The 16,815-nt window shown below is 45.4% G+C and carries 11 protein-coding genes; 1 reads left to right on the top strand and 10 read right to left on the bottom strand.

Going from position 1 to position 16,815, the window contains the following annotated elements; all coding sequences use genetic code 11:
- Nucleotides 1-3: 3 nt before the first annotated feature.
- Nucleotides 4-672: a 7-carboxy-7-deazaguanine synthase QueE gene (gene queE, locus Q5H80_RS06365; protein ID WP_369809710.1), complete on the bottom strand. Its 669-nt coding sequence runs from the start codon at nucleotides 670-672 to the stop codon at nucleotides 4-6.
- Nucleotides 673-857: 185 nt separating this feature from the next.
- Here queE and Q5H80_RS06360 point away from each other — a divergent pair, with 185 nt between their 5' ends.
- Complete coding sequence (locus Q5H80_RS06360) at nucleotides 858-1,667, top strand: Cof-type HAD-IIB family hydrolase (protein WP_304569278.1); 810 nt, start codon at nucleotides 858-860, stop codon at nucleotides 1,665-1,667.
- 101 nt (nucleotides 1,668-1,768) lie between these two features.
- On the opposite strand, the gene Q5H80_RS06355 is transcribed toward Q5H80_RS06360, so the two are convergent.
- From Q5H80_RS06355 to Q5H80_RS06315, 9 genes are all read right to left on the bottom strand, one after another.
- On the bottom strand, nucleotides 1,769-3,181 hold the full coding sequence (locus Q5H80_RS06355) for a phosphatase PAP2 family protein (RefSeq protein ID WP_304569277.1): 1,413 nt from the start codon (nucleotides 3,179-3,181) through the stop codon (nucleotides 1,769-1,771).
- Nucleotides 3,182-3,265: 84 nt separating this feature from the next.
- The gene (locus Q5H80_RS06350) at nucleotides 3,266-3,745 is read right to left on the bottom strand and encodes a GNAT family N-acetyltransferase (protein WP_304569276.1); all 480 of its coding nucleotides are present in this window, start codon (nucleotides 3,743-3,745) and stop codon (nucleotides 3,266-3,268) included.
- 227 nt (nucleotides 3,746-3,972) lie between these two features.
- Nucleotides 3,973-5,877 (bottom strand): propionyl-CoA synthetase, encoded by a 1,905-nt coding sequence (locus Q5H80_RS06345; protein ID WP_304569275.1) that lies wholly within the window; start codon nucleotides 5,875-5,877, stop codon nucleotides 3,973-3,975.
- 116 nt (nucleotides 5,878-5,993) lie between these two features.
- On the bottom strand, nucleotides 5,994-7,166 hold the full coding sequence (gene prpF, locus Q5H80_RS06340) for a 2-methylaconitate cis-trans isomerase PrpF (RefSeq protein WP_304569274.1): 1,173 nt from the start codon (nucleotides 7,164-7,166) through the stop codon (nucleotides 5,994-5,996).
- A 9-nt stretch (nucleotides 7,167-7,175) separates the two neighbouring features.
- Nucleotides 7,176-9,812: a Fe/S-dependent 2-methylisocitrate dehydratase AcnD gene (gene acnD, locus Q5H80_RS06335; protein ID WP_304569273.1), complete on the bottom strand. Its 2,637-nt coding sequence runs from the start codon at nucleotides 9,810-9,812 to the stop codon at nucleotides 7,176-7,178.
- Nucleotides 9,813-9,913: 101 nt separating this feature from the next.
- Complete coding sequence (prpC, locus tag Q5H80_RS06330; protein ID WP_304569272.1) at nucleotides 9,914-11,113, bottom strand: 2-methylcitrate synthase; 1,200 nt, start codon at nucleotides 11,111-11,113, stop codon at nucleotides 9,914-9,916.
- Nucleotides 11,114-11,258: 145 nt separating this feature from the next.
- On the bottom strand, nucleotides 11,259-12,155 hold the full coding sequence (gene prpB, locus Q5H80_RS06325; protein WP_017107119.1) for a methylisocitrate lyase: 897 nt from the start codon (nucleotides 12,153-12,155) through the stop codon (nucleotides 11,259-11,261).
- Between the two features lie 100 nt (nucleotides 12,156-12,255).
- The gene (locus Q5H80_RS06320; protein ID WP_304569271.1) at nucleotides 12,256-12,975 is read right to left on the bottom strand and encodes a GntR family transcriptional regulator; all 720 of its coding nucleotides are present in this window, start codon (nucleotides 12,973-12,975) and stop codon (nucleotides 12,256-12,258) included.
- Nucleotides 12,976-13,398: 423 nt separating this feature from the next.
- Entirely contained in the window at nucleotides 13,399-16,572 is a 3,174-nt protein-coding gene (locus Q5H80_RS06315) for an HD domain-containing phosphohydrolase (RefSeq protein WP_304569270.1), read from the bottom strand.
- Nucleotides 16,573-16,815 lie beyond the last annotated feature (243 nt).

The raw sequence follows: 16,815 nt of genomic DNA, 5'->3' as shown, positions 1-16,815 counted from the left end.
AACTTATGCGATGCTCAAATACTTGTGAGTTTGGATTGATAAGCGCCAATTACGCTCAATACAAGTATCAATACACAGTTGCGTTGCACGTTCTTTTTGGCTAATCGGCTGAAGTGCAATGACTGTATTTTCAGGAACATCGGCTCTAGCAATAAGAGCATCTAGTTGCTCGATATCTTTAGCTGTACCAACAGGGTGTTTGATTTCATTCGCACGAACGAGTGCGCTATCAAGGATATCCAACTTGGCTTTCATTGCCACTTTTGGTGACACCGTAACCCAAGTGTCAATTGTTGCTTTGACTTCTGATGTTCCGCTGGTCTCAATCTGACAGCGACAACCGTGTTGCTCAAATGCTTCAGTAAGAGGGACAAGATCATAAATGCACGGCTCACCACCGGTAATCACAATGTGCTTAGCCGTGTAACCTTGCTTGATGTATTCATTCACGATGCCTTGAGCATCAATTGCAGACCAAGTCGGTGAATCCTCTGTCTTAACCATGATATCGCCAAGGCTCGTTTCATCTTCAGGTAATGCTTCCCACGTCTGTTTGGTGTCACACCAAGAACAGCCTACTGGGCAAATTTGTAGACGAACAAACACAGCAGGAACGCCCGTAAACACGCCCTCACCTTGGATGGTTTCAAACATTTCATTAATCTTGTACAACTTACCCTCAGCTCAATCATTTGATGAAATTAATCAACCGCAGACCTTAAAGCACTTGCTCCTTTTGGTCAAACAAATGAGTACTGATAAATGAGTTGATCAAAGCCCTAGCCTGAACTTTCAAGTTCCCTTATCCTTTCGCCCATTAGATTTCGTTAGCTTTTAATTTTTTAGTAAGGAACAACATGTACAAACTGATTGCTCTTGATATGGATGGCACGCTGCTCAACAGTGACAAAGTGATTTCTCAAGAGAATAAAGACGCGATTGCTAAAGCACGAGCTGCAGGTGTGAAAGTGGTTCTGGCTTCAGGTCGCCCTTTAGAAGGTATGCAAAGTAAGTTAGACGAGCTTTCAATCAACGGCGAAGATGACTTTGTGCTCTTCTACAACGGCTCTATGGTTCAAAATGTCTCTACAAAAGAACTCATTCATAGTGAAATCAGCAATGGTAAAGCCGCGAAAGAGATCGCAGTACTTGCCCAGCAACTTGGCGGTTACGTTCATGCCTTCAGTAAAATTCATGGCTTAATCACGCCTGAAAATAATGAGTACACGGCTATTGAAGCGCGCATCAACGGCTTAGAAATTACCGAGTTCGACTTTTCAAAGCTAGAAGATGACCACGAAATCATCAAAACTATGATTGTCGCTGAACCAAGCAAGCTGACTGAAATCATCAGCAAGTTGCCACAAGAGCTTAAGACTCAGTTTACTATCGTGCAAAGTGCACCATTCTTCTTAGAGTTCTTAAACCCAAAATCAAACAAGGGTGTCGGCATTGAAGCAATAGCTAAACACTTAGGCATTACGGCGGAAGAAGTGATCTGTATGGGTGATGCTGAAAACGACCACCATATGCTTGGATTCGCTGGCCTTGGCATTGCGATGGACAACGCAATGGAAGAAACCAAGAAACTGGCGGATCACATCACAGCGAGCAACGACGACCACGGCGTCGCCGTCGCGATTGAAAAGTTTATCTTCAACTCGTAAACGGTCAACAGGCTCGAGTGAGGATTACTTTTTGCTTGTTGCACAAATGACAAAGGCTGTGCACTGCACAGCCTTTTTTGATTTTATGTTCGTCGGTTCGCCTACTCTCTTTTCCATGGCAGACGAAACGCCACGACACCAAATAGAATCAAGATTGGGAAACGTAAGGTCTCAACAATAAATGAAGCGATGCCACTGAATGAGACGAAACTTCCTGCCCAGCTAATCAGCAGATTTCCCGCTAACAACATCGCCATCACTCCAAATACAATCTTGAATGAGAACTGGCCGACCAAAGGCTTCGAATCCGTTAACGTTACTAAGCATACAATCGTCATCAAAATTGCTACCCAGAAAGAGAATGTCGGCAATGGCCAGATAATCGTAAGAACAATCGACAGTAAGCACAATGCCCACCAGACACCTTTAGAGCTTAATAAGGCACTAATATCAACATCAGGTTTCGCATCTAATCTCACGATGTGCCAAGTCGTTAACGCGCCCAATACGCCTCCCATTAAGACATCACTAAAGAACGCACTGCCTGAATAAGTTTTGAATAACATGATCCACAATAGTCCAACTGTAACTATCAACAGCGATTTCTGATCTGTTAAGCACTTGAGTTTCCAAAAGACTAACAAGGTTAAACTCACCCACAAGCCAGCCAATAAACTTGGAAAGCTATACCCACTGCTCATCACTAGCTTCAATGTTGGCAGGTAGGCATGTGGACGTGGAAAACCAAAACCTTGATGGGCAATTAAAGTGAGCAGTGTCACCGAGATCAAAGTGAAGCCAAACTTCAACGCGAAGTTACGACCAAAATGCCAAGCCATTAGCGGCAATATCACGACGAAAACCCATGGCTTCGCTAACACGTCAGTCAAAAGCACAGTATTCGCAAACACGCTTGGCATCTTATCGAACGCGTTTTGAAGTGACACAATCCAGCTTAATTCAACTTGATGGACTTTGGGTGCCGCGCCCACCAGCTCAGTCACATACGTCACAGGTTGATCTGTCGCGGATAGAAATAATTCGTTAATCTCAGACCATTGCTCTGGGTAACGGTATTGGTTAGCTTGCAACTCAGTAGGTGGCAATAACATCGCGCGACTGACTTCCACACCGTAATGAGGAGCAAACCAGATTGGTAACTCAAAGCCACCTAACTCATTTCGAGCTTTGTAACTGATCACTTCAGAGTCAGAGACACAATCATAGACAACGGCACTATCGGTATATCCCAACACATCGCCGACCGTCACGGACAACCCCGCCTCTTCCCAAGTTTCTCGTTGCGCCGCGACCGATGGCGGCTCACCAGAAACCACTGTGCCTCCCGGTAGAGACAATTGCCCCGTGATCAATTCATCAACCAACACGATTTGGTTATCGGCACGTACTACACACAAGGCGCCCGCGATATGATCGGGCAAAGTGTTGCTCGCCCAAGCGGAAGTAGTACTCAAAAGAGACATTATGAAAACTAATAAATATCGAATAACCAACGAGTTTACCTAAAAATAATAGAAGAAATTTAAGACTACTAATGCATCAAGCCTATTGTAATCAAAGCCACACAAAATCGCTGTCTACGTTTTGTGCAAAGCCTTCCTCATCCATTGAATGTGAGGTGTGAACCCCATTTTTTGATAGAAGTCCTTGGCAGGCGAATTAAAGTCCCAAACCTCTACAAAGACTTGTTCAACCCCATAATCATCAAAAGTCGCTTCAACTTTGCTAAACAACTTTTCAGCAATCGATTCTTTTCGATAATCAGGCAAGACAAACAGTTCATCGACACTCCCCATCGGCACCGGTTTACTCACCGTTGAGATGAGCTCACAAAAATGTCCGGAGATAAAGCCAACAATGAGCTCACCTTTTAATGCCACATAAACCAAGCATTCAGGATCATCCAAGTAACGTGCAATGCTTTTTTCCTGCTCAATCTCTTCTGCCGCTTTAAAATGCTCTGGGCTAGCAAGGTGGTGATGATGGTGGAGATCGAACATTAACTCATTAAGTTGTTCCAAATCCGTGTGCTTTGCAGCCCTTAAGGTGACATTCATGACTATTGCGCTTCTCAAACCAAATTAATATCTAAACTGAGTCTAGTTTACTTGCCGTGAGTATCTATACAAGTTATTGAATTAATTCATTTGATTTTTATCTTTTCGTTACCTGTGGTCTGAATATGAAAAGATACTGGTTGGAATCGAGATAGAACAATATTAATAAAAGCAGCTCAAGACGAAGCACATCTAAGATATCTCCATCTTGTCTACCACTGTTTGCCTTATTTACCGAGCTTTTCAGCAATTTCCGTTAAGCTCGTAGGGTCGTCAATCGTCGAAGGCACCACATATTGTTCACCTTCTGCGATCTGTCGAATCGTTCTGCGTAATATCTTACCAGAGCGTGTCTTGGGTAACCTCTCAACAACCAAGGCTTGCTTAAAACAAGCGACCGCGCCAATCTCATTACGAACCTTGCCAACCAACTCCCCTTGTAACTCAATGCCATCGACTTTTACGCCATCTTTCAGCACAACTAAACCCAATGGAAGTTGCCCTTTTAAGTCATCGTGAATCCCGACTACCGCACATTCTGCAATGGCAGGGTGACCACCCACGATCTCTTCCATTTCTCCCGTCGACAGACGATGCCCCGCTACGTTAATCACATCATCAATACGGCCCATGATAAACAGATAGCCATCTTCATCGAGATAGCCGCCATCACCCGAAACGTAATAGCCTGGGAACTGACTCAAATAGCCGGATTCAAACCGATCATGATTTCGCCATACCGTGGGTAAACAACCAGGCGGCAATGGTCGTTTGAGTGCCACAAAACCTTGTTGATTCGTTTGTGCGATTTCACCGAGTTCATTGAGGATCTCCACTTGGTAACCGGGTACTGGCTTGGTTGAAGAACCCGCTTTTACAGGCAAAGATTCCAGCCCTGTTGGATTGGCAGAAATAGCCCAACCCGTTTCTGTTTGCCACCAATGATCGATAACCGGTTTATTGGTATGAGATTCAACCCAATCCAATGTTGGCGGATCTAAACGCTCGCCAGCCATGAAAATCGACTTGAGTGATGATAGGTCATACTTGGTGAGCAACTCGCCTTCAGGATCTTCTTTCTTGATTGCTCTAAATGCCGTTGGCGCGGAAAACAACACATCGACGTTGTACTCTTCACACACACGCCAGAATGCACCGGGATCTGGCGTTCGTACTGGCTTACCTTCAAACAAAATGGTCTTACAACCATGAATCAGTGGTGCATAAACAATGTAGGAATGCCCCACTACCCAGCCGACATCAGAAGCCGCCCAAAATACACCATCTTGGGGCATATCGTAGATAGTGCTCATCGAGTATTTCATCGCGACCGCATGACCACCATTGTCACGCACCACGCCTTTTGGCTTACCCGTCGTCCCTGATGTATACAAGATATATAGTGGGTCAGTAGCCAGAACAGGCACGCATACGTGAGGCAATGCATCCGCAACAGCTTGTTGCCAAAGTACATCGCGTTCGTTGTTCAATTCGGCGAGAGACTGCTCTCTTTGGAATACCACCACTTTCTCAGGTTTCCAGCGACTGTCCATGATCGCGCGATCGACCATCGGCTTATATGGCAAGACTTTGTTTATCTCGACACCGCAGGAGGCAGTAATCAACACCTTCGGCTCGGCATCTTCAATTCGAACGGCAAGCTCATGAGGAGCGAATCCGCCAAACACCACCGAATGCACCGCGCCTAGTCGTGCACAAGCCAACATTGCCATTGCCGCTTCAGGAATCATCGGCATGTAGATAACCACACGATCGCCTTTGGTAACGCCTTGCGTGGCTAACATACCAGCGACTTTAGCCACTTGGTCACGCAATTGGTTGTATGTGTATGAGGATTGATTTCCTGTAACTGGCGAATCGTAAATCAGCGCGGTATTGTCACCTCGCCCATTTTCACAATGATAATCAAGCGCCAGCCAGGACGTGTTCATTACCCCATCAGGAAACCAACGTTCAATACCGTTATCGTCAGTTTGTAATATCGTTTTTGGTGGTTCAAACCAATCTATCGCTTGCGCTTGTGTTTCCCAGAACGAATTGGGGTCTTCCCTAGCCCATTGATACTCGGTGATATAATCTGTTTTTCTGTTCATTCGATTCTTAGCAGACATAGTGCCTTCTCCATGATTTATCCATTAGTCCAAGCGCCTTGCTTTTGGCTGTGTCACTTGATTGCACTCTTTTCTCAGCGATTGTCGTGAACATTTGACCATTCACGACAATCGCTTTACTTAGGAAAAGGCACACAGATGGCACCTTCCATGATCACTCGGGCACTACGACTCATTATCGCCCTTTCTATTTTCCACCCACTTTCCGTCTGAATAGCTTTAGCACCCACTTTTAAGGTTCCTGATGGATGACCAAAGGTCACAAAATCACGAGAACCCTCACCGGCTGCCAAGTTCACTAACGTGCCCGGAACACTCGCCGCAGAAGCAATAGCAACCGCAGCCGTACCCATCATGGCGTGATGAAGTTGTCCCATAGACAATGCACGCACCAGAAGGTCGGTGTCTTTGGCTGCGACCGATTTACCACTGGAGGCTTGATACGCTTGAGGCTTAGCAACAAACGCGACTTTCGGTGTGTGTTGGCGTGATTCAGCTTGTTCTAGGGAATCAATAATCCCCATCGCAACCGCACCATGTGCTCGGATGGATTCAAACAGAGCCAAGGCTTTTGAATCACTGTTAATATCTGATTGAAGCTCTGTGCCTTGATAGCCCACAGCTTCAGCATCAACAAAAATGGTGGGTATCCCTGCATTAATGTATGTTGCTTTGATGCTACCCAGATCTGGAACATCTAAAAAATCGACAACATTCCCTGTAGGGAACATAGAACCACTCGCATCGGCGGGGTCTAGAAAGTCGACTTGGATCTCCGCGGCAGAGAAAGTCACACCGTCGAGCTCAAAGTCACCCAACTCTTGGACTTCTCCATCAGCGATAGGCACATGAACAATAATGGTTTTCTCTATGTTCACTTGCCATACTCGCACCTCGATCACACCGTTTTCCGGAATACGATTCGAATCGACCAATCCACTATGAATAGCAAATGGGCCCACTGCAGCAGACAGATTACCGCAGTTACCGCTCCAATCGACAAACGGCTTGTCAATTGCTATTTGGCCGAATAGGTAATCAACATCGTGATCGGCTCTGCTGCTTTTCGAAACAATAACGGTTTTACTGGTACTGGATGTTGCACCACCCATGCCATCGGTTTGTTTGCCATAAGGATCTGGACTACCAATCACACGCAGAAGTAATGCGTCTCGAGCTTCTCCGGCAACTTGCGCAGCGTCAGGTAAGTCACTTAAGTTGAAAAAGACACCTTTGCTTGTTCCGCCCCGCATGTAGGTAGCAGGTACTTTAATCTGTTTGAGGTTCATACCCTGCTCCTAATTTGCAAGAAAGTCTTTGGCGAAACGTTGCAACACACCACTAGCGCTGTACACATTCACTTCGTCTGCCGTGTCTAGTCGGCAGGTCACGGGAACATCAAGCTTTTCACCGTTTTTACGAGTGATGACTAGAGCCAAATCAGAACCTGCTTCAATGTCGCCGTACACGTCGTAAAGCTCGGTGCCATCCAACTCTAAGGTATTGCGATTCGTTCCTACTTTGAACTGCAGAGGTAATACACCCATGCCAACTAAGTTAGTTCTGTGAATTCGTTCAAACCCTTCTGCCAAAATTACTTCAACACCCGCTAAGCGCACACCTTTGGCTGCCCAATCACGTGATGAACCTTGTCCATAATCCGCACCCGCCACGACAATCAAAGGCTGTTTACGATTCATGTAGGTTTCTATGGCTTCCCACATTCGCGTAACTTGACCTTCGGGTTCAACTCTTGCTAGTGAACCTTGCACGACTTCTCCAGCGTCCTTCACCATTTCGTTATACAGCTTAGGGTTGGCGAATGTTGCTCGTTGCGCGGTTAAGTGATCACCTCGATGGGTCGCGTAAGAGTTAAAGTCCTCTTCCGGCACTTCCATTTTGGTGAGGTATTCCCCCGCAGCGCTCGAAGCGAGAATCGCATTTGAAGGAGACAAATGATCGGTCGTGATGTTGTCACCCAGAATAGCCAAAGGCCTCATACCAGATAGGCTTCGTTCTCCCGCAAGAGCCCCTTCCCAATATGGTGGCCTGCGAATATAGGTACTTTGAGGTCGCCAGTCATAAAGCGGTTCAGTAGTCACCTGTTCCTCGTCTGGCTGGAACATTTTCACGTAGATTTGTTGGAATTGCTGAGGTTTAACGTGCTCACCGACAACGGCATCGATCTCGGCATCACTCGGCCATAAATCACTTAAGTAGATTGGCTTACCATTGTTGTCCGTACCTAAACTGTCTTTTTCGATATCAAAGCGAATCGTACCCGCTAAGGCATAAGCAACCACCAATGGCGGTGACGCTAAAAACGCTTGCTTTGCGTATGGATGGATTCGACCATCGAAGTTTCGGTTCCCCGACAATACAGCGGTTGAATACAGGTCGCGGTCGATGATCTCTTGTTGGATTTTAGGAGCCAACGCCCCACTCATTCCGTTACAGGTAGTACACGCATAACCCACGATACCGAAGCCTAATTGTTCAAGTTCGGGAAGCAAACCTGCCGATTCGAGGTAAAGCTTGGCAACTTTTGAACCCGGCGCAAATGACGTTTTCACCCAAGGCTTACGAACCAAACCAAGCTGATTAGCTTTCTTAGCGACCAATGCAGCGGCGACTACGTTTCTTGGGTTGCTGGTGTTGGTACAAGAAGTAATTGCCGCAATGATTACGGCACCATCGGGCATCTGATCATCGCTGTACTGCTTAGCATGCTGCTCTTTCCAAGATGCTTGACTGATGCCTTTCTGAGCCAGCGCTCTGGTTGGCAAACGACGATGTGGGTTAGATGGCCCTGCTAGATTGCGCTCAACCTTCGACAAGTCAAACGCAAGTACGCGATCATATTGAGCAGAATCTAGATCGTCAGCCCATAGCCCGGTTTGCTTGGCGTAGCGTTCGACTAATTCAACCTGCTCAAGCTCTCGACCAGTGAGTTTCAGGTATTGAATGGTCTGTTCATCGATATAGAACATACCCGCAGTCGCGCCGTACTCTGGCGTCATATTGGAGATGGTTGCGCGGTCACCAATGGTCAGTGCACGAGCCCCTTCACCGAAGAATTCCAAATAGCTTGAGACCACCCTTTCATTACGAAGAAACTCAGTAATTGCGAGCACAATATCCGTTGCGGTTATCCCTTCTTGTCGCTGACCGGTAAGTTTAACGCCCACGATATCTGGCAAGCGCATCATCGACGGACGACCGAGCATTACTGTCTCAGCTTCCAAGCCGCCGACACCAATGGCGATGACGCCCAGAGCATCGACATGAGGAGTATGGCTATCGGTTCCGACACAGGTATCAGGGAACGCGATGCCTTCTTTGGATTGAATAACCGGAGACATTTTCTCCAAGTTAATCTGGTGCATAATTCCATTACCCGCAGGAATCACGCTCACGTTTTTAAACGCGGTTTTACACCACTCAATAAAGTGGAAACGGTCTTCGTTTCGACGCTCTTCAATCGCGCGGTTTTTATCAAACGCTTGGTTATCAAAACCTGCATGTTCCACAGCTAAAGAGTGGTCAACAATCAGTTGAGTTTCGACCACTGGGTTTACCTTGGCAGGGTCGCCGCCTTGATCTGCAATTGCATCGCGCAAGCCTGCTAAATCAACCAAAGCGGTTTGACCTAGAATGTCGTGACACACGACACGCGCAGGATACCAAGGAAAATCTAAGTCGCTCTTGCGTTCAATGATCTGTTTTAAGCTGTCTTCAAGGGTTTCAGGATCACAGCGTCTTACTAATTGCTCTGCCAATACTCTCGACGTATAAGGCAAGGTTTTATAGCTGCCCGGAGATATCGCTTCTACCGCTTCGCAAGCATCGAAATACTCTAAATGGGTTCCGGGTAAAAGTTTTCGGTACTGATTTTTATCAAGGTACTGAGTTTGTTCAAGTTTTTCATCAGACATACATCCACCATTATCTGTTAGATTCTATTCGTTAGTTCTTGAGGCCTTGTCATATGAAGACGGAAGTCACCTCAAGACATAAGTCGGCTCGTTATAGAGGGCTAACGTAGATGAATAGGTAGCCAGTCTTGATGCTCTGGCCCGGTGTAGTCTGCACTTGGACGAATGATGCGATTGTTTTCTCTTTGTTCGAACACGTGCGCCGTCCAACCTGTAAGGCGGCTCATCACAAAAATTGGCGTAAACAATTTGGTTGGGATGTCCATGAAGTGATATGCCGATGCATGGAAGAAGTCAGCATTACAGAACAGCCCTTTCTCGCGCTTCATTACCGCTTCAACACGCTCTGAAACGGCGTAAAGCTGTTCATCTCCCACCTCTTGAGCTAGCTCTTTTGACCAGCGCTTGATTAGAGCGTTTCGTGGGTCGCTTTCACGATAAATCGCATGACCGAAGCCCATTATTTTGTCTTTGTTGGCGAGCATATTCATGATGTTCGCTTCCGCTTCATCGGCGGTTTGCCAATCTTGGATCATTTCCATCGCAGCTTCGTTTGCACCGCCATGTAAAGGGCCTCGCAACGTACCAATCGCAGCCGTGACACAAGAGTGGATATCCGACAAGGTTGAAGCACAAACACGAGCAGCAAAGGTTGAAGCATTAAACTCATGTTCCGCGTAAAGAGTTAGCGAGCAGTGCATCACCTTCTTATGAAGTTCACTAGGCGCTTTATCCGTTAGCATTTTCAAGAAGTAGCCCCCCAGACATGCTTCACTTTGATCTTCAGTATCAATGCGCACGCCATCATGGCTAAAGCGGTACCAATAACAAATAATCGCAGGGAAAAGCGCGAGCATTCGTTCAGTCGCAGGCAGTTGCTCAGAAAAATCAGACTCTTGCTCTAGATTACCTAGCATTGAACAGCCCGTTCTCATCACATCCATTGGATGAGCGTCTGCTGGGATAAGCTCTAGTGCTGCTTTCAAAGGTTGAGGCAAGCCGCGTAAACCAATCAACAACGTTTTGTAATCGTCTAACTCTTTTTCACTGGGCAAATGACCTCTTAATAACAGATGCGCCACTTCTTCGAACTGAGCATGATTAGCAAGGTCGGTAATATCATAACCACGGTAGGTTAGGCCGGTTCCTGATTTTCCTACCGTACATAGCGCCGTGGTTCCCGCACTCTGGCCACGTAGACCAGCACCACCGATTGCAGGTGCGCTTGTTGTTTTTGTGCTTTGTTGTTCTATTTTTGAAGCATTTTCGACAGCTGCTTTATCACTCAAAGATACAGACATGGTGAACTCCTTTTCTGTGTTAGCCGCCTGCACTCTTTGGTGCTGCCTATTTATGTGTCCGATGATCTTTATCATCGGCACTGGATATGGCGACTAACCATTTCACGTTATTGGATTAAGTTGATTTTTGATTAATTGAAACCGGTTACCCTTCGCTTGAAAACAACTGATCAAGCTTGTTCTCGTAGTCGTGGTAATTCAGGTGTTCATATAGCTCTTTACGGGTTTGCATTGAATCCAATAGAGCTTCTTGATTGCCTTCAACTAACAAGTGCTTGTAAACATTCTCCGCCGCTTTGTTCATCGCACGGAACGCACTCAATGGGTAAAGCACCATGTCGACACTTGATTGGGCTAACTCGTGACAGTTGTAGAGTGGTGTTTGGCCGAACTCAGTAATGTTGGCCAAGATAGGCACGTGTTTACCCGTTGCTGATTTCAGCGCCGCCGAGAATTTCACGTATTGATCGAGTTGATTCATCGCTTCAGGGAAAATCATGTCAGCGCCCGCTTCAACACACGCAATCGCTCGTTCAATCGCACTGTCTATTCCTTCAACCGCCAATGCATCCGTACGCGCCATAATCACAAAGCTGTCATCGGTTCTAGCATCGGTTGCCGCTTTGACTCTATCGACCATCTCTTGCTGGCTTACAATCGCTTTATTTGGTCGATGACCACAGCGCTTCTGGGCCACTTGGTCTTCCATGTGAATTGCAGCTGCGCCTGCCTTCTCCATCGCACGAATCGTACGTGCGATATTGAATGCGCCACCAAATCCCGTGTCGATATCCACCAGCAAGGGCAAATCACACGCATTGGTAATACGTTCAACATCGACCAATACATCGTTCAATGTCGTAATACCTAAATCAGGTAAACCATAAGACGCATTGGCGATGCCTCCACCAGACAAATAAATGGCTTGATGACCTAAGTTCTTTGCCATCATCGCGCAATACGGATTCACCGTACCGACGATCTGCAATGGGTCGTTGTCTTGCACAGCTTGTCGGAACTTTGCTCCTGCTGATAACTTCATAATGACGCTCCCTGTTAATTGTTTATTTCTAGCTAATCTTTAAGACTTACGGCTTTTGGTTATCACCAGCACTGATCCGCTGACAGACTCCAATGGTCGCTTAATCAAGATCTTTGGATTGAATTTGTTGCTCTATAAGCAATCGACTACCCGAGATGTGTCGTCGCATTAGCATTTCTGCTAGCTCTTCATCGCGATTACGAATCGCTTGTAGGATGTATTTGTGTTCATCGAGTGCCTCTTTTGGTCGAGACTGAGCCCTAGGCGATTGATAACGATACATGCGTAATAGGTGGTAAAGCTCATCACAAAGCAGCGAAATGAGTTTGCTGTTACGACTCGCTTTGATAATGCGGTAATGGAAATCAAAATCACCATGTTGATGAAAATAAGAAGAACCTTCGACTTCATCAATGTGCTTCGAATGTGTCGACAATAATCCTTCAAGCCCGATAAGCTCTTCTTGTGTGATATGTCGCGCTGCTAAGCGAGCCGCCATGCCTTCCAATGCCTCTCGCACCGCGTAAAGCTCTAGCAGTTTGTCTGCCGAAAAAGTAATAACTCGAGCGCCGACATGAGGAATGCGTTCTATCAGGCCTAGCCCTTCCACACGCATTATCGCTTCACGTAGTGGACCTCGGCTTACCTCAAAGCGTTTAGCCAGTTCAGGCTCCGAGATCTTACTGCCTAGTGGTAATTCACCGTTAACAATCGCCTCAACGAGGTACTCAGTCAGGCTTTCCGATTTGGTATTTTCTTTATCGCTCACTCGTGTTTTCGTGTTTGCACTTAAGGTGAGATCTTTTATCGCAGTATTCATATTCAGGCTGCTCACTTCTGATTGCTGACCCTAACTGTCAACAATTTCATAACATGAACATAAAATACACGATGAAATTGTCGACAATCAAGAGAATTGTCGACAATTTAGACTAAGGTAGTATTTTTATTAATCGGTAGAGAAGTAGTAAAATGAAGCAACAAAGGAAAATAAACAAATGTTATTCAATCAGTTAAATCGTGAGCAAGCTTCAAACCCTTGCCTATCCAAAATTTGCTCGAAAACAATGTGTCAACAACTGACAGTCAACTTTCAAACGCAGATCCATCCATCAATGTTCTCAACCAAGATATAGGTATCAGCACTCCTCCTCTTCGCTTAAGCCCAAACCGAAGATATAAAAAAGGCGCACTCATGTGCGCCTTTCATTCATAGAGCTCGCTCTAACGAAGCAAGCTTTAATCAAGCTATCTGACGGGTAACTTCTAGGTATTTATTGATATCAACGAAATCAATTTGTTCCGACTTCAAATACTCTTCTGCATAACGCAGGTGAGTACCGCTGGTTAAGAACAATCTAAACAGTTCTATATCGAGATGTTCGTCCAACGCCATTTTATACATGATGTCGACAGCAACACTGATTGGCTTCGCTTTCTTATAAGGCCTATCCGCAGCGGTTAATGCCTCAAAAATATCGGAGATCACCAGAATGCGTTCTGGGATTGAAAGATCGTCACCAGTCAACTTCCTTGGATAGCCTGTACCTTTGAGTGTTTCATGGTGCGTCGATGCATAGCGAGGAACACGGCTTAGCTCTTTAGGGAATGGTAGATTCTCAAGCATCTTAATCGTGCCAAGCATGTGCTCGTTTATCTTAAATCTGTCTTCAGCAGTTAACGTGCCGCGTGCAATGCTCAGATTATAGACTTCACCTAAGTTGTATAAGTGCTCAGGAACATCCATTTTTATTTGATGTTTTGGGTCAAACTCTAACGGTCGATCTCTTTTCACTATATGCTCAGGCTTATCACTTAACAGTGGCTCTATAGCTGGCAAGCTTAAACTTGGCTCTCGATTCAACGCCTCGATAGGTGATAGACCAAGTTGATCATCAAAGTTACGCGTCCAAGTCGTCTCAGCTATTGCGCGGATACGAGTGACTTTGTCATCGCTCATGAACTCGCCACCAACGTTTGATGTCGCGATAAAAGCAAAGTCATCTTGTAGTTGTTGCTTCGTCGCTGCAAGCTCATCGGTTATCTGTTGCGTTGGTAGCGTGCCTTCAAGTTGTTTCCTCAAAGCCGTAATTTCCGCATCACGCCAAAGTACCTCAAACCGCGTTCTCACCTCGTGAATTCGGTTATAGTTAGCTTCTAGCTTCGTACCTTTATCGACGATGTGTTCCGGTGTCGTGATCTTGCCACAATCATGAAGCCACGCAGCAATTCTAAACTCACGGCGCTCATCATCATTTTCAAACTTAAAATCTATGAAGTGCTCAGACTGTGATTTTTCAGCCGCATCAGCCAACATCAAGCCCAGTTCTGGTACACGGTTACAATGCCCAGCCGTATAAGCAGACTTATCATCGATAGCTTGAGCGATAAGCTTAATAAACGACTCCACAAACGCTTCTTGTGTCTGTTCATGCCGCTTAATCTCTGCAGCCATACCTTTCACCGCAACAGACAGTTCCCATACCTCTTTAATTCGCGTATTAAGTACTGAAACATTGTCATAATCACGCTGCCTAATCTTTTGAGTTTCGGCTTTAAGTTGACGGATAGGTCGAACAATTGGCGCACCAAATATCCAAGCTACAGGCAAAGTTAAGCTCATCAATAGCACTGTCACACCAATAGACGTGACAAGTCGCTTGTTGACCGCGCTGTAGATTTCCTCTTCAGGTATCGCAACGGCAAAATATTCAGAATAGTGCTCACCTGTCTCAATTTTTTTCAGATAAAGGCGCTTGGGCTCGCCTTTAAGCAAAATCTTAACCATTTCGCCTTCGGTCGTAGCCGTTGCAGTTCGTTCATAAAGCTCAGCATAAGGAATGGTTGTACCGGAATTAAGGGCATGATGATGAAACCATTTTTGGGATAACACTGCTTTCTGTTCATCTGTGAGTGCGCGAATCGCTTGGTTTAGGATAGGTAAGAGCTGCTGATGTTTGTTTTGCAACACAATGTGGAACTGGTTTGGGTAATTAGCTTTGAGGTCCAACAGCACTTCATTAACTTTCAATCTTGCATGGAAAAATTTATCCAAAGAAAATTCAAGCACTGGCTTTGCGTCGAGTACTGCAAAGCTCTCACCACGATCAACTGCGTCAAATGCCAATTCCATACTAGGAAATTCAACAAGTTCAATATTTGGAAAATCTTTTCTTAGTTGAGGAATAACCGACCATCCAGATAAAATCGCCACCTTTTTGCCGCTGAGGTCTCCGTAGTTTGAGACGACTTGTGCGCTTTTTTGGGTTGCAACAGAGAAAGGCAACTCGTAGATAGCATCCGTATATAAGCCTTTTACCCCGTTACTTTCGTAATTCTGAATAGAATGCAAACCATCGATACTTCCCTCATGAAACTTGCCCGTTAACTCAGCCCAAGAAAAGCCATTAACGAACTCGAACTTAACACCACTCATCTCGCTAATCATTTTCAGAAGATCAATCGCATAACCGTGTGGCTGTCCAGACACTGCGAAATCCATTGGTCCCCAATCGCTTTGATTAGAGAATAACAAAGGAGACGCGCTCTCAATTACGGCTTTTTGTTGAGCAGACCAATCGATTTTACTTGCTTGAGGAAGTGCTTTTCCCATTTCAGTATTTCGATTAGACGCAATAATGTTACCTGACTTTGAGTATAAGAAGGATTCAACCTGACTATCCTCCTCTAAACCCAACGCACTTGCGGACAACTTACTCGCTAAAGAAGATAAGACGATATCGATGCCGATCACATGTTGCGTGTCACCAACGGCTTTTGATTCAAAAGCTAATGAATAAGTTTGCCCCGTAATCTGAAGATGCTGAAAAAGATAAGGCTGTGTTTTTTCAACAGTCTCCGTATTCGCAGAGACATACCAAGGCCGTGTCGTAGGAAAGTAATTGCTTGGTTCAGACTTTGAATCTCTGAGGTTAAACTCTAGGTCATAATACTTAGTCGTACGAATCCGCCCTTCTTCTCTGTCGCTAATTTCAATGACAACCCAACGGTCCGAGCTATCAGCACCAATTTTTTCTCTCACTAAAGGAGAAGATTCTAGATTGATAATTTGGAAGAAGCGCTCGTTAGAAGAGCCTATATAAATACTGTAAAAAAGAGGGTTATCTTTTATGGCTTCAGAGAGGATCCCACGCGACTCTTCGCGAGAAATTTGATGGCTAATAGAGCGATGTACGGAAGAGAGTAATCGAGCGGTATTTATCGCGTCTGAGTCGACGTTACCGATATAGTCGCTCAAGTCCTGAGATACCATGGTCAACTTGGACAAGGTATGCTCTGTCGCCATTTTATTACTGAAGTAATATTGAAGTGAAACCGCCACGATCGCCGTCAGCACCGTCGCAAGTAGAAACATCCCTCCAACGGTAAACCGCAACGAGATTTTTGTGTTTGCCATTATTCTATCCTTGAATAATCACTAGTTAAAAACGTAACACGCCAACAATACTTATATTATTACTACGCCCTACCGTCCCTAGCAACACATTATTCTATATATAATTTAAGTTCTCCTGACATTCTGTCCTGAATCTCAATAATCATGTCTTTAAATGATAATTAACTATATACGTCAGTAAACTAATCCCTTAGTTAATTTAATGGTATTAGTTTTCATAAAATGGAAACACCTACGCCATTG

Source organism: Vibrio sp. SNU_ST1, from assembly GCF_030563405.1.
Taxonomy (GTDB): domain Bacteria; phylum Pseudomonadota; class Gammaproteobacteria; order Enterobacterales; family Vibrionaceae; genus Vibrio.
This window is presented reverse-complemented; position numbering and strand designations above follow the sequence as displayed.

Bases quoted from the DNA above. Each gene is read 5' to 3' on its own strand.
- Q5H80_RS06360 (WP_304569278.1), top strand. From the start codon at position 858: ATGTACAAACTGATTGCTCTTGATATGGATGGCACGCTGCTCAACAGT.
- Q5H80_RS06350 (WP_304569276.1), bottom strand. From the start codon at position 3,745: ATGAATGTCACCTTAAGGGCTGCAAAGCACACGGATTTGGAACAACTT.
- Q5H80_RS06345 (WP_304569275.1), bottom strand. From the start codon at position 5,877: ATGTCTGCTAAGAATCGAATGAACAGAAAAACAGATTATATCACCGAG.
- prpF (WP_304569274.1), bottom strand. From the start codon at position 7,166: ATGAACCTCAAACAGATTAAAGTACCTGCTACCTACATGCGGGGCGGA.
- acnD (WP_304569273.1), bottom strand. From the start codon at position 9,812: ATGTCTGATGAAAAACTTGAACAAACTCAGTACCTTGATAAAAATCAG.
- prpC (WP_304569272.1), bottom strand. From the start codon at position 11,113: ATGTCTGTATCTTTGAGTGATAAAGCAGCTGTCGAAAATGCTTCAAAA.
- prpB (WP_017107119.1), bottom strand. From the start codon at position 12,155: ATGAAGTTATCAGCAGGAGCAAAGTTCCGACAAGCTGTGCAAGACAAC.
- Q5H80_RS06320 (WP_304569271.1), bottom strand. From the start codon at position 12,975: ATGAATACTGCGATAAAAGATCTCACCTTAAGTGCAAACACGAAAACA.
- Q5H80_RS06315 (WP_304569270.1), bottom strand. From the start codon at position 16,572: ATGGCAAACACAAAAATCTCGTTGCGGTTTACCGTTGGAGGGATGTTT.